General features: G+C 63.1%; 14 protein-coding genes. 11 read left to right on the top strand and 3 right to left on the bottom strand.

Going from position 1 to position 18,145, the window contains the following annotated elements:
• Positions 1 to 87: 87 nt before the first annotated feature.
• Complete coding sequence (locus tag RTQ46_RS11815) at positions 88 to 924, top strand: sulfotransferase (RefSeq protein WP_312436761.1); 837 nt, start codon at positions 88 to 90, stop codon at positions 922 to 924.
• 88 nt (positions 925 to 1,012) lie between these two features.
• On the opposite strand, the gene RTQ46_RS11810 is transcribed toward RTQ46_RS11815, so the two are convergent.
• On the bottom strand, positions 1,013 to 2,299 hold the full coding sequence (locus RTQ46_RS11810; RefSeq protein ID WP_312436759.1) for a carbohydrate porin: 1,287 nt from the start codon (positions 2,297 to 2,299) through the stop codon (positions 1,013 to 1,015).
• Positions 2,300 to 2,615: 316 nt separating this feature from the next.
• Here RTQ46_RS11810 and RTQ46_RS11805 point away from each other — a divergent pair, with 316 nt between their 5' ends.
• The 8 genes from RTQ46_RS11805 (at position 2,616) to RTQ46_RS11770 (ending at position 12,457) form a co-directional block, all read left to right on the top strand.
• Entirely contained in the window at positions 2,616 to 3,926 is a 1,311-nt protein-coding gene (locus tag RTQ46_RS11805; RefSeq protein WP_312436757.1) for a sugar ABC transporter substrate-binding protein, read from the top strand.
• 202 nt (positions 3,927 to 4,128) lie between these two features.
• The gene (locus RTQ46_RS11800) at positions 4,129 to 4,989 is read left to right on the top strand and encodes a sugar ABC transporter permease (RefSeq protein ID WP_312436755.1); all 861 of its coding nucleotides are present in this window, start codon (positions 4,129 to 4,131) and stop codon (positions 4,987 to 4,989) included.
• A gap of 10 nt (positions 4,990 to 4,999) precedes the next feature.
• Complete coding sequence (locus RTQ46_RS11795; RefSeq protein WP_312436753.1) at positions 5,000 to 5,818, top strand: carbohydrate ABC transporter permease; 819 nt, start codon at positions 5,000 to 5,002, stop codon at positions 5,816 to 5,818.
• 15 nt (positions 5,819 to 5,833) lie between these two features.
• Positions 5,834 to 6,880, top strand: coding sequence for an ABC transporter ATP-binding protein (locus tag RTQ46_RS11790; protein ID WP_312436751.1), 1,047 nt, complete (start codon positions 5,834 to 5,836; stop codon positions 6,878 to 6,880).
• A 1-nt stretch (position 6,881) separates the two neighbouring features.
• Positions 6,882 to 8,357, top strand: a complete 1,476-nt coding sequence (locus tag RTQ46_RS11785; protein ID WP_312436750.1) for a mannitol dehydrogenase family protein — start codon at positions 6,882 to 6,884, stop codon at positions 8,355 to 8,357.
• Between the two features lie 10 nt (positions 8,358 to 8,367).
• A complete protein-coding gene (locus RTQ46_RS11780; protein ID WP_312436748.1) occupies positions 8,368 to 9,300 on the top strand; it encodes an AraC family transcriptional regulator in 933 nt (310 codons plus the stop codon).
• 74 nt (positions 9,301 to 9,374) lie between these two features.
• Positions 9,375 to 10,325: an AraC family transcriptional regulator gene (locus tag RTQ46_RS11775; protein ID WP_312436746.1), complete on the top strand. Its 951-nt coding sequence runs from the start codon at positions 9,375 to 9,377 to the stop codon at positions 10,323 to 10,325.
• 74 nt (positions 10,326 to 10,399) lie between these two features.
• On the top strand, positions 10,400 to 12,457 hold the full coding sequence (locus tag RTQ46_RS11770) for an esterase-like activity of phytase family protein (protein WP_312436745.1): 2,058 nt from the start codon (positions 10,400 to 10,402) through the stop codon (positions 12,455 to 12,457).
• A gap of 196 nt (positions 12,458 to 12,653) precedes the next feature.
• Here the strand turns inward: RTQ46_RS11770 and RTQ46_RS11765 are convergent, their stop codons facing one another.
• Entirely contained in the window at positions 12,654 to 14,735 is a 2,082-nt protein-coding gene (locus tag RTQ46_RS11765; RefSeq protein ID WP_409518319.1) for a prolyl oligopeptidase family serine peptidase, read from the bottom strand.
• A gap of 210 nt (positions 14,736 to 14,945) precedes the next feature.
• Here RTQ46_RS11765 and RTQ46_RS11760 point away from each other — a divergent pair, with 210 nt between their 5' ends.
• The gene (locus RTQ46_RS11760; protein ID WP_312436743.1) at positions 14,946 to 15,536 is read left to right on the top strand and encodes a hypothetical protein; all 591 of its coding nucleotides are present in this window, start codon (positions 14,946 to 14,948) and stop codon (positions 15,534 to 15,536) included.
• Between the two features lie 135 nt (positions 15,537 to 15,671).
• Positions 15,672 to 17,363, top strand: coding sequence for a methyl-accepting chemotaxis protein (locus RTQ46_RS11755; protein WP_312436741.1), 1,692 nt, complete (start codon positions 15,672 to 15,674; stop codon positions 17,361 to 17,363).
• Here the strand turns inward: RTQ46_RS11755 and RTQ46_RS11750 are convergent.
• Positions 17,248 to 18,111 carry a hypothetical protein gene (locus tag RTQ46_RS11750; RefSeq protein ID WP_312436740.1) on the bottom strand — a complete coding sequence of 288 codons (864 nt, stop codon included), beginning with the start codon at positions 18,109 to 18,111 and terminating at the stop codon, positions 17,248 to 17,250. The genes RTQ46_RS11755 and RTQ46_RS11750 overlap by 116 nt on opposite strands.
• Positions 18,112 to 18,145 lie beyond the last annotated feature (34 nt).

Here is an 18,145-nt window from a genome sequence, read left to right as displayed (position 1 = left end):
CTGGGGACGAAGCGGCATTTTTCTTGCTGCGTTGCGCTACCGTGCTGGCCTATAATCGACAGGCCGTCTCCCTCTGACAGGAATGCAATGACACCCAATTTCATCGGCGTATCGGGCTTGCCGCGCGCCGGCTCCACCTTGCTGTGCCAGTTGCTGGCCCAGCACCCCGATCTGCACAGCGAAGGCAACAGTTCGCCCTTGTGCAATGCCTTGCTCGGCATGCGGCGCACGATCAGCGACGATCCGTTTTTCCTGTCCCAGCTCGACACGAGTTTCGAGGCCAGCTATGGCCATCTGACGACAGCCATGCGCGGTTTCCTGCGCGGCTGGTACCAGGATTGCGGCAAGCTGGCCGTGGTCGACAAGAATCGCGGCTGGCTAAATGCGGTGGAATTGCTGCTGCAGCTGGCGCCGGAAGCCAAGCTGATCGTCTGCGTGCGCGAACTGGGGCAGGTATATGGCTCGGTCGAGGCCCAGCACCAGCGCACCATCCTGCTCGACTTCATCGATCACCTGGCCGACTACGATCGCCTGGGCCGGGCTGACATGCTGTTTGGCAAGGATCGCACCATCGGTTCGCCCCTGAACGCCTTGCAGGCGGTGCTCGATTTGCCGCTGGCGGTGCAGCAGCGTCTGTACGTGGTCCGGTTCGAGGACATGATGGCGCGGCCCGGCGAATGCATGTCGCACCTGTATGCGTGGCTGGGCCTGGCGCCGTTCCAGATCGACACGGAAAACCTCGGCGTGGGCCTGCGCGAAAGCGACAGCCACTACCGCATGAAATACCTGCACCGGCAGCACGCCAGCATACATCCGCCGCGGCAGCATGCGATACCGCCGCGTATCCAGCAGCAGATCGAAAGCGCCTGTGGCTGGTTTTATGAACTGTATTATCCGAAGTCTGCTGCGCCGGCCAAGCCCTGAACCAGGCCAAAAAAAAGGCGGAACCGAAGTTCCGCCTTTTTTCATTCAACTAGCTGCGATCAAACCTCGGGCAGGTTTGATGGTTTGTTTAGAACCAGGCTTCGACCTGGAAGCCGTACGACGTGCCGCTGGTATTGTTGTTGTAGATCGGGCCGCCGTTGTTGGCTGCATTGACCGACGCGGTCGCTGCATCGTTCCATTTGCCATAGGTGACGAAGGCACGCAGTTCAGGACGCGACCACAGGCCTGGACCTGCCGAAATCGCCGGGGCGATGGTGATTTTCGTCAGGCGCTTGGTCGGGCCACTCGATTGCGTCACGCGGTCCGTACCCAGTTCACCGATCAGCTTGAAGTTGTTGGTGAAAGCGTACACAGGACGCACGCCGACCGAAGTCCAGGTCGAGGAGCCGGCGGTTTTTGTCTCGTCTTTTTGCCACAGGGCGACGAATTCCATGCCGAAGTTTTCCATCGGCTGGATCGCCATGTCATTGAACACGCGCATGCGCTTGCGGTCCGAATCGAACGCGGTATTGCCCGAGGCGCCGAACTGGCCATTGCCATCGCCGCCAACGCCTGGGCCGACGCCATACTGCACGCCGAAGGTGTTGCCGCCGCCGAAGACTTTCGCCTGACGGTGGAACGCCGAGACTTGCCAGCCATTGTTTTTCGGACCGAGTACATCGTTGTCCTTGCCTTCGCCGATGATGTAGGTGGCGGCCAGGTCCAGCGTGCCGTTGGTGTTGACCGGAATTTCACCATAGATGAAGTTCTGGCGCACGGCCGATTTGGTGCCCAGATAGACGCCGGCATCGTTGCGCTGCGCGATATCGTTGTCCTTGAAGAAGGCATACGAGAATTTACCCGGGCCCGCTTGAATGCGGTCCAGGCCGGCGCCGGTACCGTTCATGTTGATGTACTGCAGATCCAGCATGTGGATGTCAGGACGGTAGTAGAAACGTTTACCGACCCAGGCCGTGCCGCCGTTCAGGAAATCGAGTCCCTGTGCTTCGACGTAGGCCTTGACGATGCCGACCTTGTTGTCGCCAAAGTCGGAGTTCGGTGCGTAGGCGTTGACCCAGACGGTGGCCATGTAGGTCACGTCGCCGGATTTGGCGATGGCTTTGGTGTAGCCGAATTCGGTATAGGCGTCGCACTCATTGCCCAGACGATATTTCATGGTGTTGCCACCCAGGCCGAAGCAGCCTTGTGAGCCGCCGTCACTGGATGTATTGCTGCCGGCGCCAGCGCGCAGGTAGCCGTGGAAGCCTTCGGAATCGGATGGGTACATCGGGTCAGCCATGGCCGAACCGCTGGCGATGGCCAGCAGGGCGAGGGTCAGGGCGGCCGGCAGGGATTTCAGTGCAGTACGATTCATGCTGTCTCCAAGGTCACTATGTTGAACGCCACAGGGGTGTCCCTGGTGCGCGTTAGGCGGTCTCATGCCGCAAAACAAAGTCTAGCAGCGCTTTTTTTGCGACCCTGATACAAAAGCTACAAGTGTTGATACTTTCTTTCAGAGTGTTGTTTTTCGAGAATGTCGATACTCTCGCGCATTGACAAGCTGCAAAAGAGTATTGAATTGCGGTTTCGGAGTATCAGAAAGTATCAAAGTCCGGTGATACATTGTGGTCGTGGTGCCAATGCAGTCGATTTTCTGGCATGACCAACGACAAAAAACACTGGAGACAAACATGAAACGTATCGCCATTGCCGCGCTGTGCGCCGGCGCCTTCGCCATCAGCACGTCCGCCGCTGCCGCCACCGACCTCGTGATCGCCACCGTGAACAACGGCCACATGATCGAGATGCAAAAACTCAGCAAGTTCTTCGAACAGGCCAATCCCGACATCAAACTGAAGTGGGTGACGCTGGAAGAGGGCATCCTGCGCCAGCGCATGACCACCGATATCGCCACCAAGGGCGGCCAGTTCGACGTGATGACCATCGGCTTGTACGAGACGCCGATCTGGGGCAAGAAGAACTGGCTGATTCCGATCAAGCCCGATGCAAAATACGACGTCGACGACCTGCTGCCGTCGATCCGCGAAGGCCTGTCCGGCGACGGCAAGCTGTACGCGTCGCCGTTCTACGGCGAAAGCTCGATGATCATGTACCGCAGCGACCTGGTGAAAAAAGCCGGCATGACGATCGAAGACCGTCCGAGCTGGAACCAGCTGCGCGACGTGGCCGCCAAGATCCACGATCCGGCCAACGGCGTGTACGGCATCTGCCTGCGCGGCAAGCCGGGCTGGGGCGACAATATGGCGCTGATCACCACCATGGCCAACTCGTTCGGCGGCCAGCTGTTCGACATGCAGTGGAAACCGCAGTTCACCAGCAAGCCGTGGAAAGACGCGGTCACGATGTACGTCGACCTGATGAAAAAATACGGCCCGCCGGGCGCCGCCGCCAACAGCTTCAATGAAAACCTGGCGCTGTTCAACCAGGGCAAGTGCGGCATCTGGATCGACGCCACCATCGCCGCCTCGTTCATCACCGACCCGAAACAGAGCAAGGTGGCCGACAAGGTCGCGTTTGCCCAGTCGCCGGTCGGCACCACCGAGCGCGGCGCCAACTGGCTGTGGATCTGGTCGCTGGCGATTCCAGCGAGCTCCAAGCATCCGAACGAAGCGCAGCGCTTCATCAACTGGGCCACCTCGCCCGACTACATCAAGCTGGTGGCCAAGGAAACCAGCTGGGCCAACGTGCCGACCGGCACCCGCAAGTCGACCTATGCCAACCCCGAGTTCCAGAAAGTGGCGAAATTTGCCGCCGCCGAAGGCAAGGCCTTGACCACCACCCGCAACGTGCAAAGCACCCTGCTGCCATCGCCATACGTGGGCGTGCAGTTCGCCTCGATCCCCGAATTCCAGGTGATCGGCGTGGCCGCCGGCCAGCAGATGGCGGCAGCCTTGCTGGGCAAGGTGACGGTGGAGCAGGCGCTGGAACTGTCGCAGCAGACGGCTGAACGCGAGATGCGCAAGGGTGGGTATTACAAATAGCATGCATGCCGGTAAGGACCGGCGTCGCTATTGAGCTGCTTGTTTAGCGGACTCTACTTAGCTGGTGCGAAGTTGGCATCATTTTCACCCCAAAGCAAGATCTGGGGTCGGACCCTGAGGGTCCGACCCCGGCATTTCGCAACTGGGGTGCATGGATGCGATGCCAGCTGCCATTGCTTTCCCACGCCCCAAGAGAACTCCTATGAAACGCATTATCCCCCGGACCTTGCTGACGCCGGCAGTCGTCGGCGTCTCCGTCATTTCCGTCATCCCGCTGCTGATCACGCTGTATTACGCCTTCGTGCGTTATTCCATGCTCGATCCGAGCGGCCATCCTTTCCATGGCCTGGACAATTTCCATTTCTTCTTCACCGACGCCTCGTTCCTGCCGGCGCTGAAGAACACCTTTGCCCTGCTGTTTTCCGTGATGCTGATCACGGTGGTGCTGGGCGCCGCGCTGGGCCTGCTGATCAATGAAGCGTTTCCGGGCCGCGCCATCGTGCGCGTGCTCCTCATCTCGCCGTTCCTGGTGATGCCGGCCGTAAACGCCCTGATGTGGAAGAACATGTTGCTCAATCCGATCTACGGCCTGTTCGCGCAGATCAGCATCTTCTTTGGCGCCACGCCCGTCGACTGGTTGTCGGCCCATCCGCTGGTGTCGATCATCATGATGGTGTCCTGGCAGTGGCTGCCGTTTGCCTGCCTGATCTTCATGACGGCACTGCAGTCGATGGACCGCGAACAGCTCGAAGCGGCGCGCATGGACGGCGCCAACTACCTGCAGCAGCTGCGCTACCTGTATATCCCGCACCTGGGCCGCGCGGTATCGGTGGTGCTGATGATCGAGATGATCTTCCTGCTGTCGGTGTTTGCCGAAATCTTTACCACCACGGGCGGCGGTCCGGGCTTCGACACCACCACCATCACTTTCATGATCTACCAGCAGGCCTTGCTGTCCTACGACATCGGCGCAGCTTCCGCCGGCGCGCTGTTCGCCGTCCTGATCGCCAATATCGCCGCCTTCTTCCTGATGCGCGTCATCGGCAAGAACCTGTCGAAATAAGGAGTCCACCATGCATGACAAATATACGCTGTATGGCCGCACGGTGGCCGCCTGGCTGTTCGCGCTGCTGCTGTTCTTTCCCATCTTCTGGCTGGGACTGATGGCCTTCAAGACGGAAGGGCAAGCCATTGCCACGCCGCCGCTGCTGTTCTTCACGCCCACGCTCGACAGCTTCCGCGAAGTGCTGGCGCGCGACAATTACTTCGGCTATGCCTGGAACTCGCTGTTTACCAGCGTGGTCTCGACCGCCGTCGGCCTGCTGATCGCGATTCCGGCCGCCTACTCGATGGCGTTCTTCCCGACCGGCGGCACCATCGGCCTGCTCAAATTCATGCTCAGCTCGCGCTATATGCCGGGCGTGGGCGCGCTGATGCCGATCTATATCTGCTACCAGTACTTCGGCCTGCTCGACACGCGCATCGGCCTGACCATCATGTTCATGCTGATGAATCTGCCCATCATGATCTGGCTGCTGTACACCAGCATGAAGGAGCTGCCGCGCGAAATCCTGGAAGCGTCGCGCATGGACGGCGCCACCGTCTGGGACGAGTTCCGCCACGTGGTGCTGCCGCTGTCGGTGGGCGGCATCGCCTCGACCGCGCTGGTGTGCATGGTATGGGCCTGGAACGAATCGTTCTGGTCGCTGAACCTGGGCGCCTCGAACGCCGGCACGCTGGCCTGGCTGATCGCCTCGTATTCGAGTCCCGAAGGGCTGTTCTGGGCCAAATTGTCGGCCGCCTCGCTGATGGCGATCGCGCCGATCATGGCGCTGGGCTGGTTCTGTCAAAAACAATTGGTCCAAGGCATGACCTTCGGCGCCGTTAAGTAAATTTAGGATGACATCATGGCTTATCTTCAACTGAGCAATATCGAAAAATTCTTCGGCGAGCACCGCGCCATCAAGGGCATCGACCTGGAAATCAAGCAGGGCGAGTTCGTTGTCTTCGTCGGGCCGTCCGGCTGCGGCAAGTCGACCCTGCTGCGCCTGATCGCGGGCCTCGAACCGATCGACGGCGGCAAGCTGTCGCTCGACGGGCGCGACATCACGGGCCTGCCGTCGTCCAAGCGCGACCTGGCGATGGTGTTCCAGTCATATGCGCTGTATCCGCACATGACGGTGTTCCAGAACATGTCGTTCGCGCTGAAACTGGCCGGCGTCGACCCGAAGATCATCCGCGAAAAAGTCGACAAGGCGGCCGCCATCCTCGACCTGGCCCGCTACCTGGAACGCACGCCGAAGGAACTGTCGGGCGGCCAGCGCCAGCGCGTGGCGATCGGCCGCGCCATCGTGCGCGACCCGAAAGTGTTTTTGTTCGACGAGCCGCTGTCGAACCTCGATGCGGCGCTGCGCGTGCAGACCCGCATCGAGATCGCCAAGCTGCACCGCGAGCTGGGTGCCACCACCATCTACGTGACGCACGACCAGGTCGAGGCGATGACGCTGGCCGACCGCGTGGTGGTGCTGCGCGACGGCCAGATCGAGCAGCACGGCTCGCCCCTGGAACTGTATGACCGCCCGGCGAATCGCTTCGTGGCGCAGTTCATCGGCACGCCGAGCATGAACGTGGTGCCGGCCGACGCCGCGCCGCAGCTGCTGGCGCAGGCCGGCAGCGCGGCCCAGGCCGACGGCTTTGTCGGCATCCGTCCCGAGCACGTGCACCTGGGCGCGGCGCAGCCGGGCAGCGTGCCGGTCACCATCGACCTGGTCGAGTCGCTGGGCGTGGAAACGCTGACCTATGTGCGCCTGCCGAACAACGTGCAGGTGGTGTCGCGCGGCGCCGAACGCAGCAGCCTGCAGCCGGGCCAGCAGACGCACCTGACGTTCGAGCCGGGTTTTGTCCATTATTTTGACCGCGACGGCAAGACCTATGCCGGCGCGAAGGGAGTGTGAAATGAACGCCATCGCATTGAATCAAGCCACGCTGGCCCAGCTGCCGGCAAGCATCCAGACGCCAAGCTATGCGCGCAATACGCTCACGCCCAGCATCGTGCATATCGGCGTGGGCGGCTTCTACCGCGCCCACCAGGCCGTGTACCTCGACGACCTGCTGGCGCTGCCAGGCCATGAGCAGTGGGGCTATTGCGGCGTGGGCTTGCTGGCGCACGATGCGGCCATGCGCGACGCGATGCAGTCGCAGGACTGCCTGTACACGGTGGTCGAGCGCAGCGCGCAGGGCGACACGGCGCGCGTGATCGGCTGCATCGGCGAGTATCTGTACGCGCCGGCCAATCCGCAGGCGGTGCTGGAGAAACTGGCCGACCCTGCCACGCGCATCGTCTCGCTGACGATCACCGAAGGCGGCTACTACGTCAACCAGGGCACGGGCGAATTCGATGCCAGCCATCCCGACATCGTGCACGAACTGGCCCATCCCGATGCGCCGCGCTGCTCGTTCGGCTATCTGCTGGCGGCGCTGCGCCTGCGCCGCGAGCGGGGCCTCGGGCCGTTTACCATCATGTCCTGCGATAACCTGCAGAACAATGGCGAGGTCACGCGCACCATGCTGCTGGCATTCGCCCGCCTGGTCGATGGCGAACTGGCCGGCTGGATCGAGGCCGGCTGCGCTTTCCCGAACAGCATGGTCGACCGCATTACGCCGGCCACCACCGATGAACACCGCGCGATGGTGAGCGATTCCTTCGGCATTATCGACGCCTGGCCGGTGGTGTGCGAGCCGTTCCGCCAGTGGGTGATCGAAGACGCATTCCCGCATGGCCGCCCGGCGTGGGAACTGGTCGGCGCGCAGATGACGCACGACGTGCTGCCGTATGAAAAAATGAAGCTGCGCCTCCTGAACGCCAGCCACCAGGCGCTGTGCTATATCGGCATGCTGCTCGGCTACACCTATGCGCATGAAGCGATGGCGGACGCCGGCATCCGGCAGCTGGTGCGGCGCATGATGGACATCGAGGTCACGCCGCTGCTGGAAGAAGTGGAGGGGATTGATCTTGCCAGCTACAAGGACACGCTGATCGAACGCTTTTCCAACCCTGCCGTGCGCGACCAGCTGGCGCGCATCGGCACCGAAGGCTCGGCACGCATTCCGAAGTTCGTGCTGCCATCGGTGCGCGAAGCGTTGCAGCAGGGCGGCCCGATCGAGCTGCTGGCGTTTACGGTCGCCTGCTGGTTCCGCTACCTGGAAGGCCACGACGAGGCGGGCGCCGGGATGCCGCTGAACGATCCGCATGCGGTGCGACTGCGCGAGCTGGCGCTGCATGGCGGCTCGGACGCCACCGCGCTGCTGTCGCTGCGCGAGCTGTTTGGCGAGCTGTCCGACACGCCGGCGTTTACCGAGTCGGTCAGCCTGTCGCTGGCGGGGCTGTACAACCTCGGCGCGCGCCGCGCGCTCGACCAGATCGTCGCCTGACGGAGCAGCCATGCGCGCCACGACCAGGAAGCCGGAGTTTCCCTTGCCGCAGATGGAGCACGAGCAGCAGCGCGACGCCACGCCCGGCTTCGAGCCAAAAGGCAGCTACGGCTTTATCCGCTACCTGGAACACGGCTTTCCGAATTCGCTGGTGCGCTGGCATTATCACGACGAGTACGAACTGCACCTGATCGTCGAGACTTCGGGCAAGGTGTTTGTCGGCGACTATATCGGCCAGTTCACGCCGGGCCACCTGGTGCTCACCGGCCCGCGCGTGCCGCACAACTGGGTCTCGCTCGACACGCCGCCCGAAGGAGTGGCACTGCGCGACATGGTGATCCAGTTCGCCCATCCGCCGCTGGCGGCGATGGCGTCCGTGATTCCCGAGCTGAAAGGCATCTTTCCGCTGCTGCAGCGCGCGCTGCACGGCGTGGAATTTTTCAATGTCAGCGAGCTGTCGCTGCGGCGCTTCCAGCGCATCCGCGACAGCAGCGGGCTGGCGCGCCTGATCGAGTTTTTGACCCTGCTGGGCGAGCTGGCGCAGACCAGCGACTACCAGCTGCTGTCGACCATCCCGATGCAGTCGAGCGACGACGATGCGGCACTGGCGCGCATCAGTTCGGCCATCAATTACATCGTGCACAACTACAGCAGCCAGTTCTCGCTCAAGGAGCTGGCCGAACAGGTGGACATGCCGGAGCGGACCTTCTCGCGCTTTTTTCGCAGCGCCACCGGCAACAGCTTTACCGATTTCGTCAACCGCCTGCGCATCAACAAGGCCTGCCAACTGCTGATGGAAACCGAGCATTACGTCAGCAATATCTGCTACGAGGCGGGTTTCAACAATGTCGCCAACTTCAACCGGCGCTTCCTGGAACTGAAGGGCATGACGCCGAAGGAGTTCCGGCAGCAGGCACTGGGCCGCTTCGGCGAACAGGGATAGCGACTTTGTGACTGTTTTGCGGTACATTGGACGCCAGCGGCGCCAGACCGCGTAAAAATACAAACGAGACCAGCATGGAACAGACATGGTTCAAGGATGCCCAGCGCGAGATCGAGCGCAAGCCTCCCGAGCTTGAGCGCGAAAGCTACGACGGCATCATCAACTACCTGGAACACGGCTATCCCAGCTCGCGCGTGCGCTGGCACTGCCATGAAGAATACGAGCTGCACCTGATCGTGGCCACCAGCGGGCGATTGTTCGTCGGCGACTATATCGGCGAATTCTCGCCCGGCCACCTGGTGCTGACCGGGCCGCGCCTGCCGCACAACTGGATTTCCACCGTGGTGCCCGAAGGCGGCGTGGCGCTGCGCGACATGATCGTGCAGTTTTCGCACGCGCCGCTGGCCGCCGCCGCGCGCGTGATTCCCGAACTGCGCGAACTGCTGCCGCTGCTCGAGCGCTCCAGCTATGGCGTGGAATTTTTCGACATGGGCGCCGAGGCCGAGCAGCACCTGGCCCGCATCCGCGCCACGCACGGCGCCGAGCGCTTTGCCCACTTCGTGCAGCTGATGGCGACCCTGGCGCGCACGGCCAACTACCGGCTGCTGTCGACCGCCTCGCTGCGCTCGTATGACGACGACGCCACGCTGGCCAAGGTCAACGCGGTCCTCAATTACATCACGGAAAACTACCGCGAGCCGATTTCGGCCGAGATGCTGGCCGAGCAGGTCGGCATGTCGCTCAGTAAATTCTCGCGTTTTTTCCGCAAGGCGACCGGCAACAGCTTTACCGACTTTATCAGCCGCCTGCGCATCAACAAGGCGTGCCAGCTGCTGATGGACACCGACCAGTATGTGTCTAACGTCTGCTATGACGTGGGCTTCCAGAACGTGGCCAACTTCAACCGCCGCTTTTTGCAGGTGAAGGGCGTAACGCCGAAGCAATTCCGGCGCCAGGCCGACGGGCGTTTTGGCGGCATTGGCGGGCCGCCCGGGCAAACCGTTGCATCGGCGCCGCCATCGTGACTACGCTGTCATACGCTTGTCATTTTGCCACCGTAGGCTTCCCGGTTTTGATCGTCCCCACTACCGAGGAATGCATGAACGCTGCCGTCACCACCACCCCCAAACTGACTTTGCTGGCGCTTGCCGCCGGCCTGTGCCTGGCCGCTTGCGGCGGCAGTGATTCCGATCATAATGAACCGGCCAAGCCGGTGGCCATGACCGGGGTGTTCCTGGACGGCGCCGTCGAAGGGCTCGATTATGTGGCCGGCAGCGCCGCCAGGGCCAGTACCAATGCCAGGGGCGAATTCATTTGCAACGCCGGCGAGTCCGTCGCCTTCAGCGTGGGTGGCTTGGCGCTGGGCAGCACCTTGTGCAACCCGCTGGTCACGCCACTGACCCTGGCCGCCAGCACCAGCGTGGCCGACGACAAGGTGGTCAACCGCCTGCTGGCGCTGCAACTGCTGGACGACGACAGCGATCCGTCGAACGGCATCAGGCTCACCAGCGAGGTCAGGACGGCGCTGGCCGGCAAGACGCTCGACTTTGCCGCTGCGCCTGCCGTCTTCAATACTGCCCTGGCGGCGCAGCTGGCCGCGCTCGGTGGCAAATATGCGGCGCGCACGGTCGACGCGGAACGCCGCGCGCTGGTGCGCGAGCATTTCGAAGATACGCTGGCATCGAAAGCGGGCACGCCGCTCAACGAAGCTCTGGCGCAGACCACGCCGCTGGGCGAAGTCAAGGTGACGGTGACGCGCTACCAGATCCAGGCGGCCAGCAGCTTTTACGTGCCGTACGAAGGCGCGAACGCCAGGGTCAAGGGCGAGTTCCCGAACGGCTTTTTGCCATCGTATGGTTCCGGCCTGGCCTTCAAGGGCACTGCCGCCAATGGCGACCTGGAATTCTATGGTTTGACCGACCGCGGCCCGAATGGCGACGGCCCGCTGGTGCCCGACCCGAACGCCAGGGGCGCCACCATCGGCAGCAAGATCTTCCCGTCGCCGAGCTTTACGCCCTCGTTCGGCGTCATCACGGTGGGCAAGAACGGCGCCGTGCTGGCGTCCTCCACGCCGATCAAGGTCAGCGCCACCGTCAATACCTCGGGCCTGCCGGTGCCGGTTGGCGCGGTCGGCAATTCGGCCGAGATTCCCGTGATGGATGCAATGAAATTCGACCCGGCCGGCAAGGCGGTATTCAATACGGGCGGCCTCGATTCGGAAGCCATCGTGGTCGACAGGAAGCGCAATGCGCTGTGGGTGTCCGACGAATATGGCCCGTTCATCATCAGGATCGATGCGGCCACCGGCATTATCCAGGCCAGGTATGAACCGGGCAAGGGCCTGCCGGCGCTGTTTGCCAAGCGCCGCGCCAACCGCGGCATGGAAGGCATGACGCTCGACACCTCGAACGACAAGCTGTATGCATTCCTGCAAAGCCCGCTGACGGACGGCAGCGCCGCCTATGCGGTGACGAAAAAATCGGAACTGATCGAGCGCTATGCGCGCTTCACGCGCTGGATCGAGTTCGATCCGGCCAGCGGCACCAGCGGCAGGATGTTTGCGTATCCGCTGGACGCGGCCGACTACCTGGACGGGCGCACCGGCAACGCCAAGCTGGGCGACGTGGTGGCGCTGGGCGGCGGCAAGTTCCTCGTCATCGAGCAGGGCGCCGCGCCATCGGGCAAGGTGTTCAACAAGCTGATGCTGGTGGACCTGAACGCGGCCACCGATATCTCGGCAGCCGCCTACAACGCCGCCGGCTCGGACCTGGAAAAAAGCAGCATGGGCGGCGTGGCCGTCAATGGCGCCGACTGGTCGCTGGTGAAACCGATGAAAAAGACGCTGCTGCTGAACCTGAACGCGATCGGCTGGGCGGCGGAAAAGGCGGAAGGGCTGACCTTGATCGACGGCTCGACCATTGCGCTGGCCAACGACAATGACTTCGGCATGAAGACCAGGGTGTTCGATGCGAACGGCGTGGAAGTGGAGGGCGCCGACGTGACCAAGTGCACGGTGGACGCCAATGGCGTGATCGTCACCAGCGGCGCGGTGGGCTGCAACGCCGCCAACACCATCCGCGTGGCGCGCGGCGAAGACCGCGAGCGGCCGAGCCGGCTGTGGATCGTGAAGTTTGCCAAGGCGCTCAATACGTATTGATGCAGTTTGATGGACGCAAAAAAGCCGCGCAGCATGATCGCGCGGCTTTCTAATTTTTTCTGAAAACCACAATGCATCGACACCTGACAAAACCGTAGCGAGCGGCGGTGATTTGTGGCCGAGAAGCGCAGCCGTACTTTAGTACGGTGAGCATCGCCGGCCGCAAAGCGCGACGCGCAGTAGGTTTGGTCAGGTGTTATTTGGTGTAGGTATTCAACCAATCCAGCACCGTGTGATGCCACAGCAGCGAGTTCGCCGGTTTCAGTACCCAGTGATTCTCGTCCGGGAACACCAGCAGCTTGCTCGGCACGTTCTGGCGCTGCAGCGCGGTGAAGGTACCCAGGCCTTGCGTGGTCGGGATGCGGAAGTCCAGGTCACCCTGGACCACCAGCATCGGCGTTTTCCAGTTCTTCACGTAGTTGACGGGATTGAACTGCTCGTGCCTGGCCGCCGCGTCGTAGTAGGTGCCGCCGTTTTCCCACTCGTTGAACCACAGTTCTTCGGTCGAGTAGTACATGGCGCGGTTGTCGAACACGCCGTCGTGGTTGACCAGGCACTTGAAGCCGTCCGGCCAGTTACCGGCGATCCAGTTCATCATGTAGCCGCCATACGAGGCACCCAAGGCGCAGCTGCGCTCGCGGTCCAGCCAGGCGAATTTCTGCGTGGCCGCCTCCAGCCCTTTTTGCAGGTCGACCAACGGTTTGCCGCCCCAGTCGCCGCTGATCGAATCGGTGAACTTTTGGCCGTAGCCGGTCGAACCGTGGAAGTCGATAAAGACGGTGGCGTAGCCGGCGCCCGCATACACCTGCGGATTCCAGCGGTAGCTCCAGCTGTTGCCGAAGCTGCCCTGCGGGCCGCCGTGCACCAGGAAAGCGATCGGATATTTTTCGCCGGCCTTGGCGTTCCACGGTTTCATCACGTGGCCGTAGACGGTTTCGCCATTCGCGCCGGCGAACGAAAACTGTTCATATTCGCCGAACCGCACGTCGGCCAAGGCCGCTGCATTCTGCTTGGTCAGCTGCACCATCGGCGCAGTTTCCGATTTGGCGTCGAGCTTGCGCTGGTACAGCTGCGCGCCCGAGGCCAGGTTGGCCTGCGTCAGCACGATGGTATTGCCGCGCACATCGAAGTCGCCGACGGCGCCCTTGCCGGTCAGCGCCGACACCTTGCCGTTGGCGGCATCGATATGGAACAGGCGATGCTGGCCCACGTCATCGGCCGACACCAGGAAGGCCTTGCCGTCCGGGGTCCAGCGGAAATCGGCGACCGAGCGGTCCCAGTCATCGGCCACGGTACGCTTCTTGCCGGTGGCGACATCCATCAGCACCAGATGAAAACGGTCAGCCTCGAAGCCGGGCTTGGTCATGGCCACATAGGCCAGCGTGCGGCCGTCCGGCGAGTAGGTCGCCTTGGCATCCCAGGCCGGATTGTCGCTGGTAAGATTGCGCGGCGCTTCGCCGCCGATGGCTGGAATCGTGTAGACGTCGAAGTTGGTCGACCACGATTCGGTGCGGCCGGCCACGCGTACCGAGAACGCCACCGTCTTGCCGTCCGGGCTGAAGTGGTATTCACCGTTGTCGCCGAACGGCTTCGATGGCGCGTCGCCGTCGAGCGTGCCGCTCAGGCTGACCGGGGTGGCGCTGACCTTGCCGGTGGCATCGATCGGCGCCGAGTACAGCACGTTGCGGCGGCCATCGGCCCAGGTGTCCCAGTGGCGCACGAACAGCTGGTCGTAGACCATGCCGGAAGCCTTGTTCTTTGCCTTGTCATCGAGGCGTTTTTTGCTGCAGGCGATGTCGGCGCAATCGAGATAGACGCCCATGCTGAAGGCCAGGCGGTCGCCCTGAGGCGACAGGCGGTAGGTGTCCACGTCCAGCGCCAGGTCGGTCACTTTCGACGCTTCGCCGCCGTTCAGCGGCAGCTGCCACACCTGCGAGGAGCCCGAGCGGCCGGACAGGAAGTAGATGGCGTCGCCCTTGGGCGACCATTGCGGATCGCTGGCGCTGGCCTCGCCGCGCGTCAACTGGCGCGGCGCGCTATTTGGCGCGCGCAGGTCGATCATCCACAGCTGCGTGTTGCCGCGGTTTTTCTCCAGGTTGGTGCTGCGCACGGTGTAGACCACGCGCGTGGCATCCGGCGACAGCACGGGGCTGCCGACGCGTTCCATGGCAACCATGTCTTCGACGGTGAAACCGCGCGGCGCGGCCAGCGCCGGCACGGCGGCGGTGGTGGCCATGGCGGCACTGAATGCTCCCAAGAGCAGCAGACGTAAACTCATTCAAACTCCCGTTATGTTCAAGATCGATCTGGCCGGCTGTACCGCCGGCAGCCCGACATGATAGCAACAAAGCGCAGCTGGCAGCCGGAGTTGACCGCCGGTGGCAGAAGGCGGCATGCCAGTTGGTTGCCGGCGATTGTTGCCAACCGGAACGGGGTTTGACACGATGGCTGTTAGACTACGTTTCTTTTTTTATATGAGTATCCCGCCATGCGTCTGACGATTTTTGCCCTCACCCTTGCCACCACCTTTGCCGCTGCCACCGCGCAGGCCGCTGACACCGCCGCTGCTCCGACCCGGGAACAGATCCAGGCCGCCGTCGATGCGGGCGTGGCGAAAACGAAGTCCAGCGTGCCGATGGCCGTCAAGATGACCAGCCTGGCAGGCTGCCAGCCGTCGCCGGAAGTGAAGGAAGAAACCGTCTGCCTGGTGGGCATGAGCGCCGGCATGCGCGACGGCTTCATGGTGCTGCCGCTGCGCCAGGACGCGGGCGTGTGGGTCGGCGTCGAGCGCAAGAATGCGCAGTTCCCGGCGCCGGCACCGGCCGAAGCGATGGCGCTGATACGCGCCTGGGCCAGGGATGAAATGGCCAAAGATCCGGAAGCGGCCAAGGACAAGCAGATGCAGGAAGCGGCGACCACCATGCAGATCAAGTCGCTCAATGACTGCGACGTGGCACGCAAGACGGGCTACCTGGTGTGTGAAACGGTCCTGACCACACCGGGCCAGAGCAGCGACATCAAGGCGCAGTTCAGCTATGCGTTCGAGAACGGTGCCTGGCGTTATATACCGCGCAAGTAAACATGCGGACCCGGCATTTAATTAATTATTGGTAATTAACAAGAAGATACTAGAATACACGGTGTCGCCCTGGCATGCCTGGGGCCTGCAGCACGCCTGTCCGTCATGGGCAGGCGCCTTTGCGAAGGGGCAACCATGCGCTTGAATCTTCCCGTTACCGACACCGAAATCGCCCTTAGCGACACCGAAACCATCGTCTCGACTACCGATTTGCAAGGCAATATCACCTACGCCAATCCGTATTTCATTGCCATCAGCGGTTATGCACTTGAAGAACTGATCGGCGCGCCGCAAAACATCCTGCGCCATCCCGACATGCCGGTGGAAGCCTTTGCCGACTTCTGGCACACCATCCGTTCGGGCCTGTCGTGGAGCGGCATGGTGAAGAACCGCTGCAAGAACGGCGATTATTACTGGGTGCTGGCCAACGTGACGCCGGTGGTGGAAGACGGCGTGGCGATCGGCTATATGTCGGTGCGTACCAAGCCGTCCCGCCAGCAAGTTGCCGAGGCCGCCGCCCTGTATGCACGCATCAAGGCGGGGCAGGCTGGCGGCATGGCGATCAGCCAGGGCGCGGCCGTGCGCACGGGCTGGATGGCCAAAGTGGCTGGCCTGCGCGACCTGGCACTGGCAAAACGCATCGGCTGGAACCTGGGATTATTGAGCCTGGCCCTGCTGGCGCAGCTGGCCTGGCATGCCGATCTGTTTCCGGACAGTGCGGGGCACTGGCTGACGGCGCTGTCGGTATTCGCGCTGTTCTCCACGCTGTACTTCTGGAACGTTTTGCACCGCACCGTGATCGTGCCGCTGCGCCAGGCGCGCCAGGCCTGCGACGTGATGGCGGGCGGCGACCTGACGGGCGAAATCGACACCACGCGGCGCGATGAAATGGGCCAGCTCTTGCGCTCGCTGCGCCAGCTGCGCGTCAACCTGCATTCCATCGTCGGCGATGTGCGCGGCAATTTCCTGCGCATCAGCGCGGCCAGTGCCGATATCGCGGCCGGCAATATGGATCTGTCCGGCCGCACGGAAGCGCAGGCGTCGGCGCTGCAGCAGACGGCGTCGAGCATGGAGCAGTTGGCCGCCACGGTGCAGCAGAACAGCGGCAATGCGGAGCAGGCCAGCACCATGGCGGGCAAGGTGCATGCGCTGGCGGGGCATGGCGGCCAGATCGTCGGCCAGGTGGTCACGATGATGGACCAGATCAACGCCTCGTCGAAAAAGATCGGCGACATCACCGGCATTATTGAAGGCATCGCCTTTCAGACCAATATCCTGGCCCTGAATGCGGCCGTGGAGGCGGCGCGCGCGGGCGACCAGGGGCGCGGCTTTGCGGTGGTGGCCGGCGAAGTGCGCAGCCTGGCGCAGCGTTCGGCAGCTGCCGCCACCGAAATCAAGCAGCTGATCACGGCTTCGCTGCAGCAGGTGCAGGAGGGCACGCGGCTGGCCGCCCAGGCCGGCGCCAGCAGCGAGGAAATGCTGGGCGCGGTGCAGGGCGTGCACGGTATCATGGGCGAGATCGCATCGGCCTCGCGCGAGCAGAGCCACGGCATCGGCCAGGTCAACCAGGCGGTCACGCAGATGGATGAAGTGACGCAGCAGAACGCGGCGCTGGTGGAGGAATCGGCCGCCGCCTCAAGCGCGCTGCAGGACCAGGCGCGGCAGCTGGAACAGGCAATGGCGCTGTTCCGGCTGGAGCGGCGCACCAGCGCTACAGCAAGCGCTCGGACAGGGCCAGGAACGGTACGGACGGCACCAGGAAAGCGAACGGCGCTGACGCGGCCGGCAGTTGCGCCAGCAGCGCGCAGTGTGCCTTCAGCGGGGTAAGCGCAACCACCTGCGACAGATCGACCGGCAGGCTGATTTCACCGAGCGCCAGCCTGCCGTTGCGCGGCACGTGCGCCACGGCCGCGTCCTGGCAGGCGAGATAAGCGACCGCTTCATCCCAGCTGCCGAACAGGGCGCGCCAGTCGTCGTCGAGTGCTTTCGCGCCAGCGACATTCGCATGCAGATCAAATGGTGGCGCGCTGCCGGCGCCGGGAACGATGGCGCAGCGCGCTTCATTCGCATCGACCGCATGCGTCATGCCGGCCGCCAGGTGGGTCGGCAAAATATCGCTGAACAGCCGCGTGCCCAGGGCATGCGTCAGGCTGTCCATGATATTTTTCAGGAAGAAGACGGTGGCCACTGGCGGCGCGCCCGCTTGTGACCGTTCCCGTGCCTGCTCCAGATACAGGCGCCAGTTGCTTTGCAGCGGAGACGGCATCAGGCGGCGCAAGGGACCGGCCAGCCTGGGGCCGAAGTGGCCATGGCGGTAAGTGAGCACCGTGAACGGCGTCTTGCCATCGCGCTGCCACAAGGTCACGCCGGGCGGCAGCAGCGCCTGCGCGGCGCTGGCGTCAACCAGCCAGCTGACATACACCACGTCGACCACGTCGCTGGCCAGGGTGACAAACGGCAGGCGCGACATGACGGCGTGGCGCCAGTTGGCGAAGCGGGTGCTGTTGGCCAGCCGTTCGATCAGCCGACCGGCGCGGCCAGGGTAGGGATGGCGGTATTCATTGGTGTCTCGCATGATGCTCCGTCGTCAGGTTGGAGCACCATTGTAG

The organism is Janthinobacterium sp. (genome assembly GCF_031995485.1).
Lineage (GTDB): Bacteria > Pseudomonadota > Gammaproteobacteria > Burkholderiales > Burkholderiaceae_D > Janthinobacterium.
This window is presented reverse-complemented; position numbering and strand designations above follow the sequence as displayed.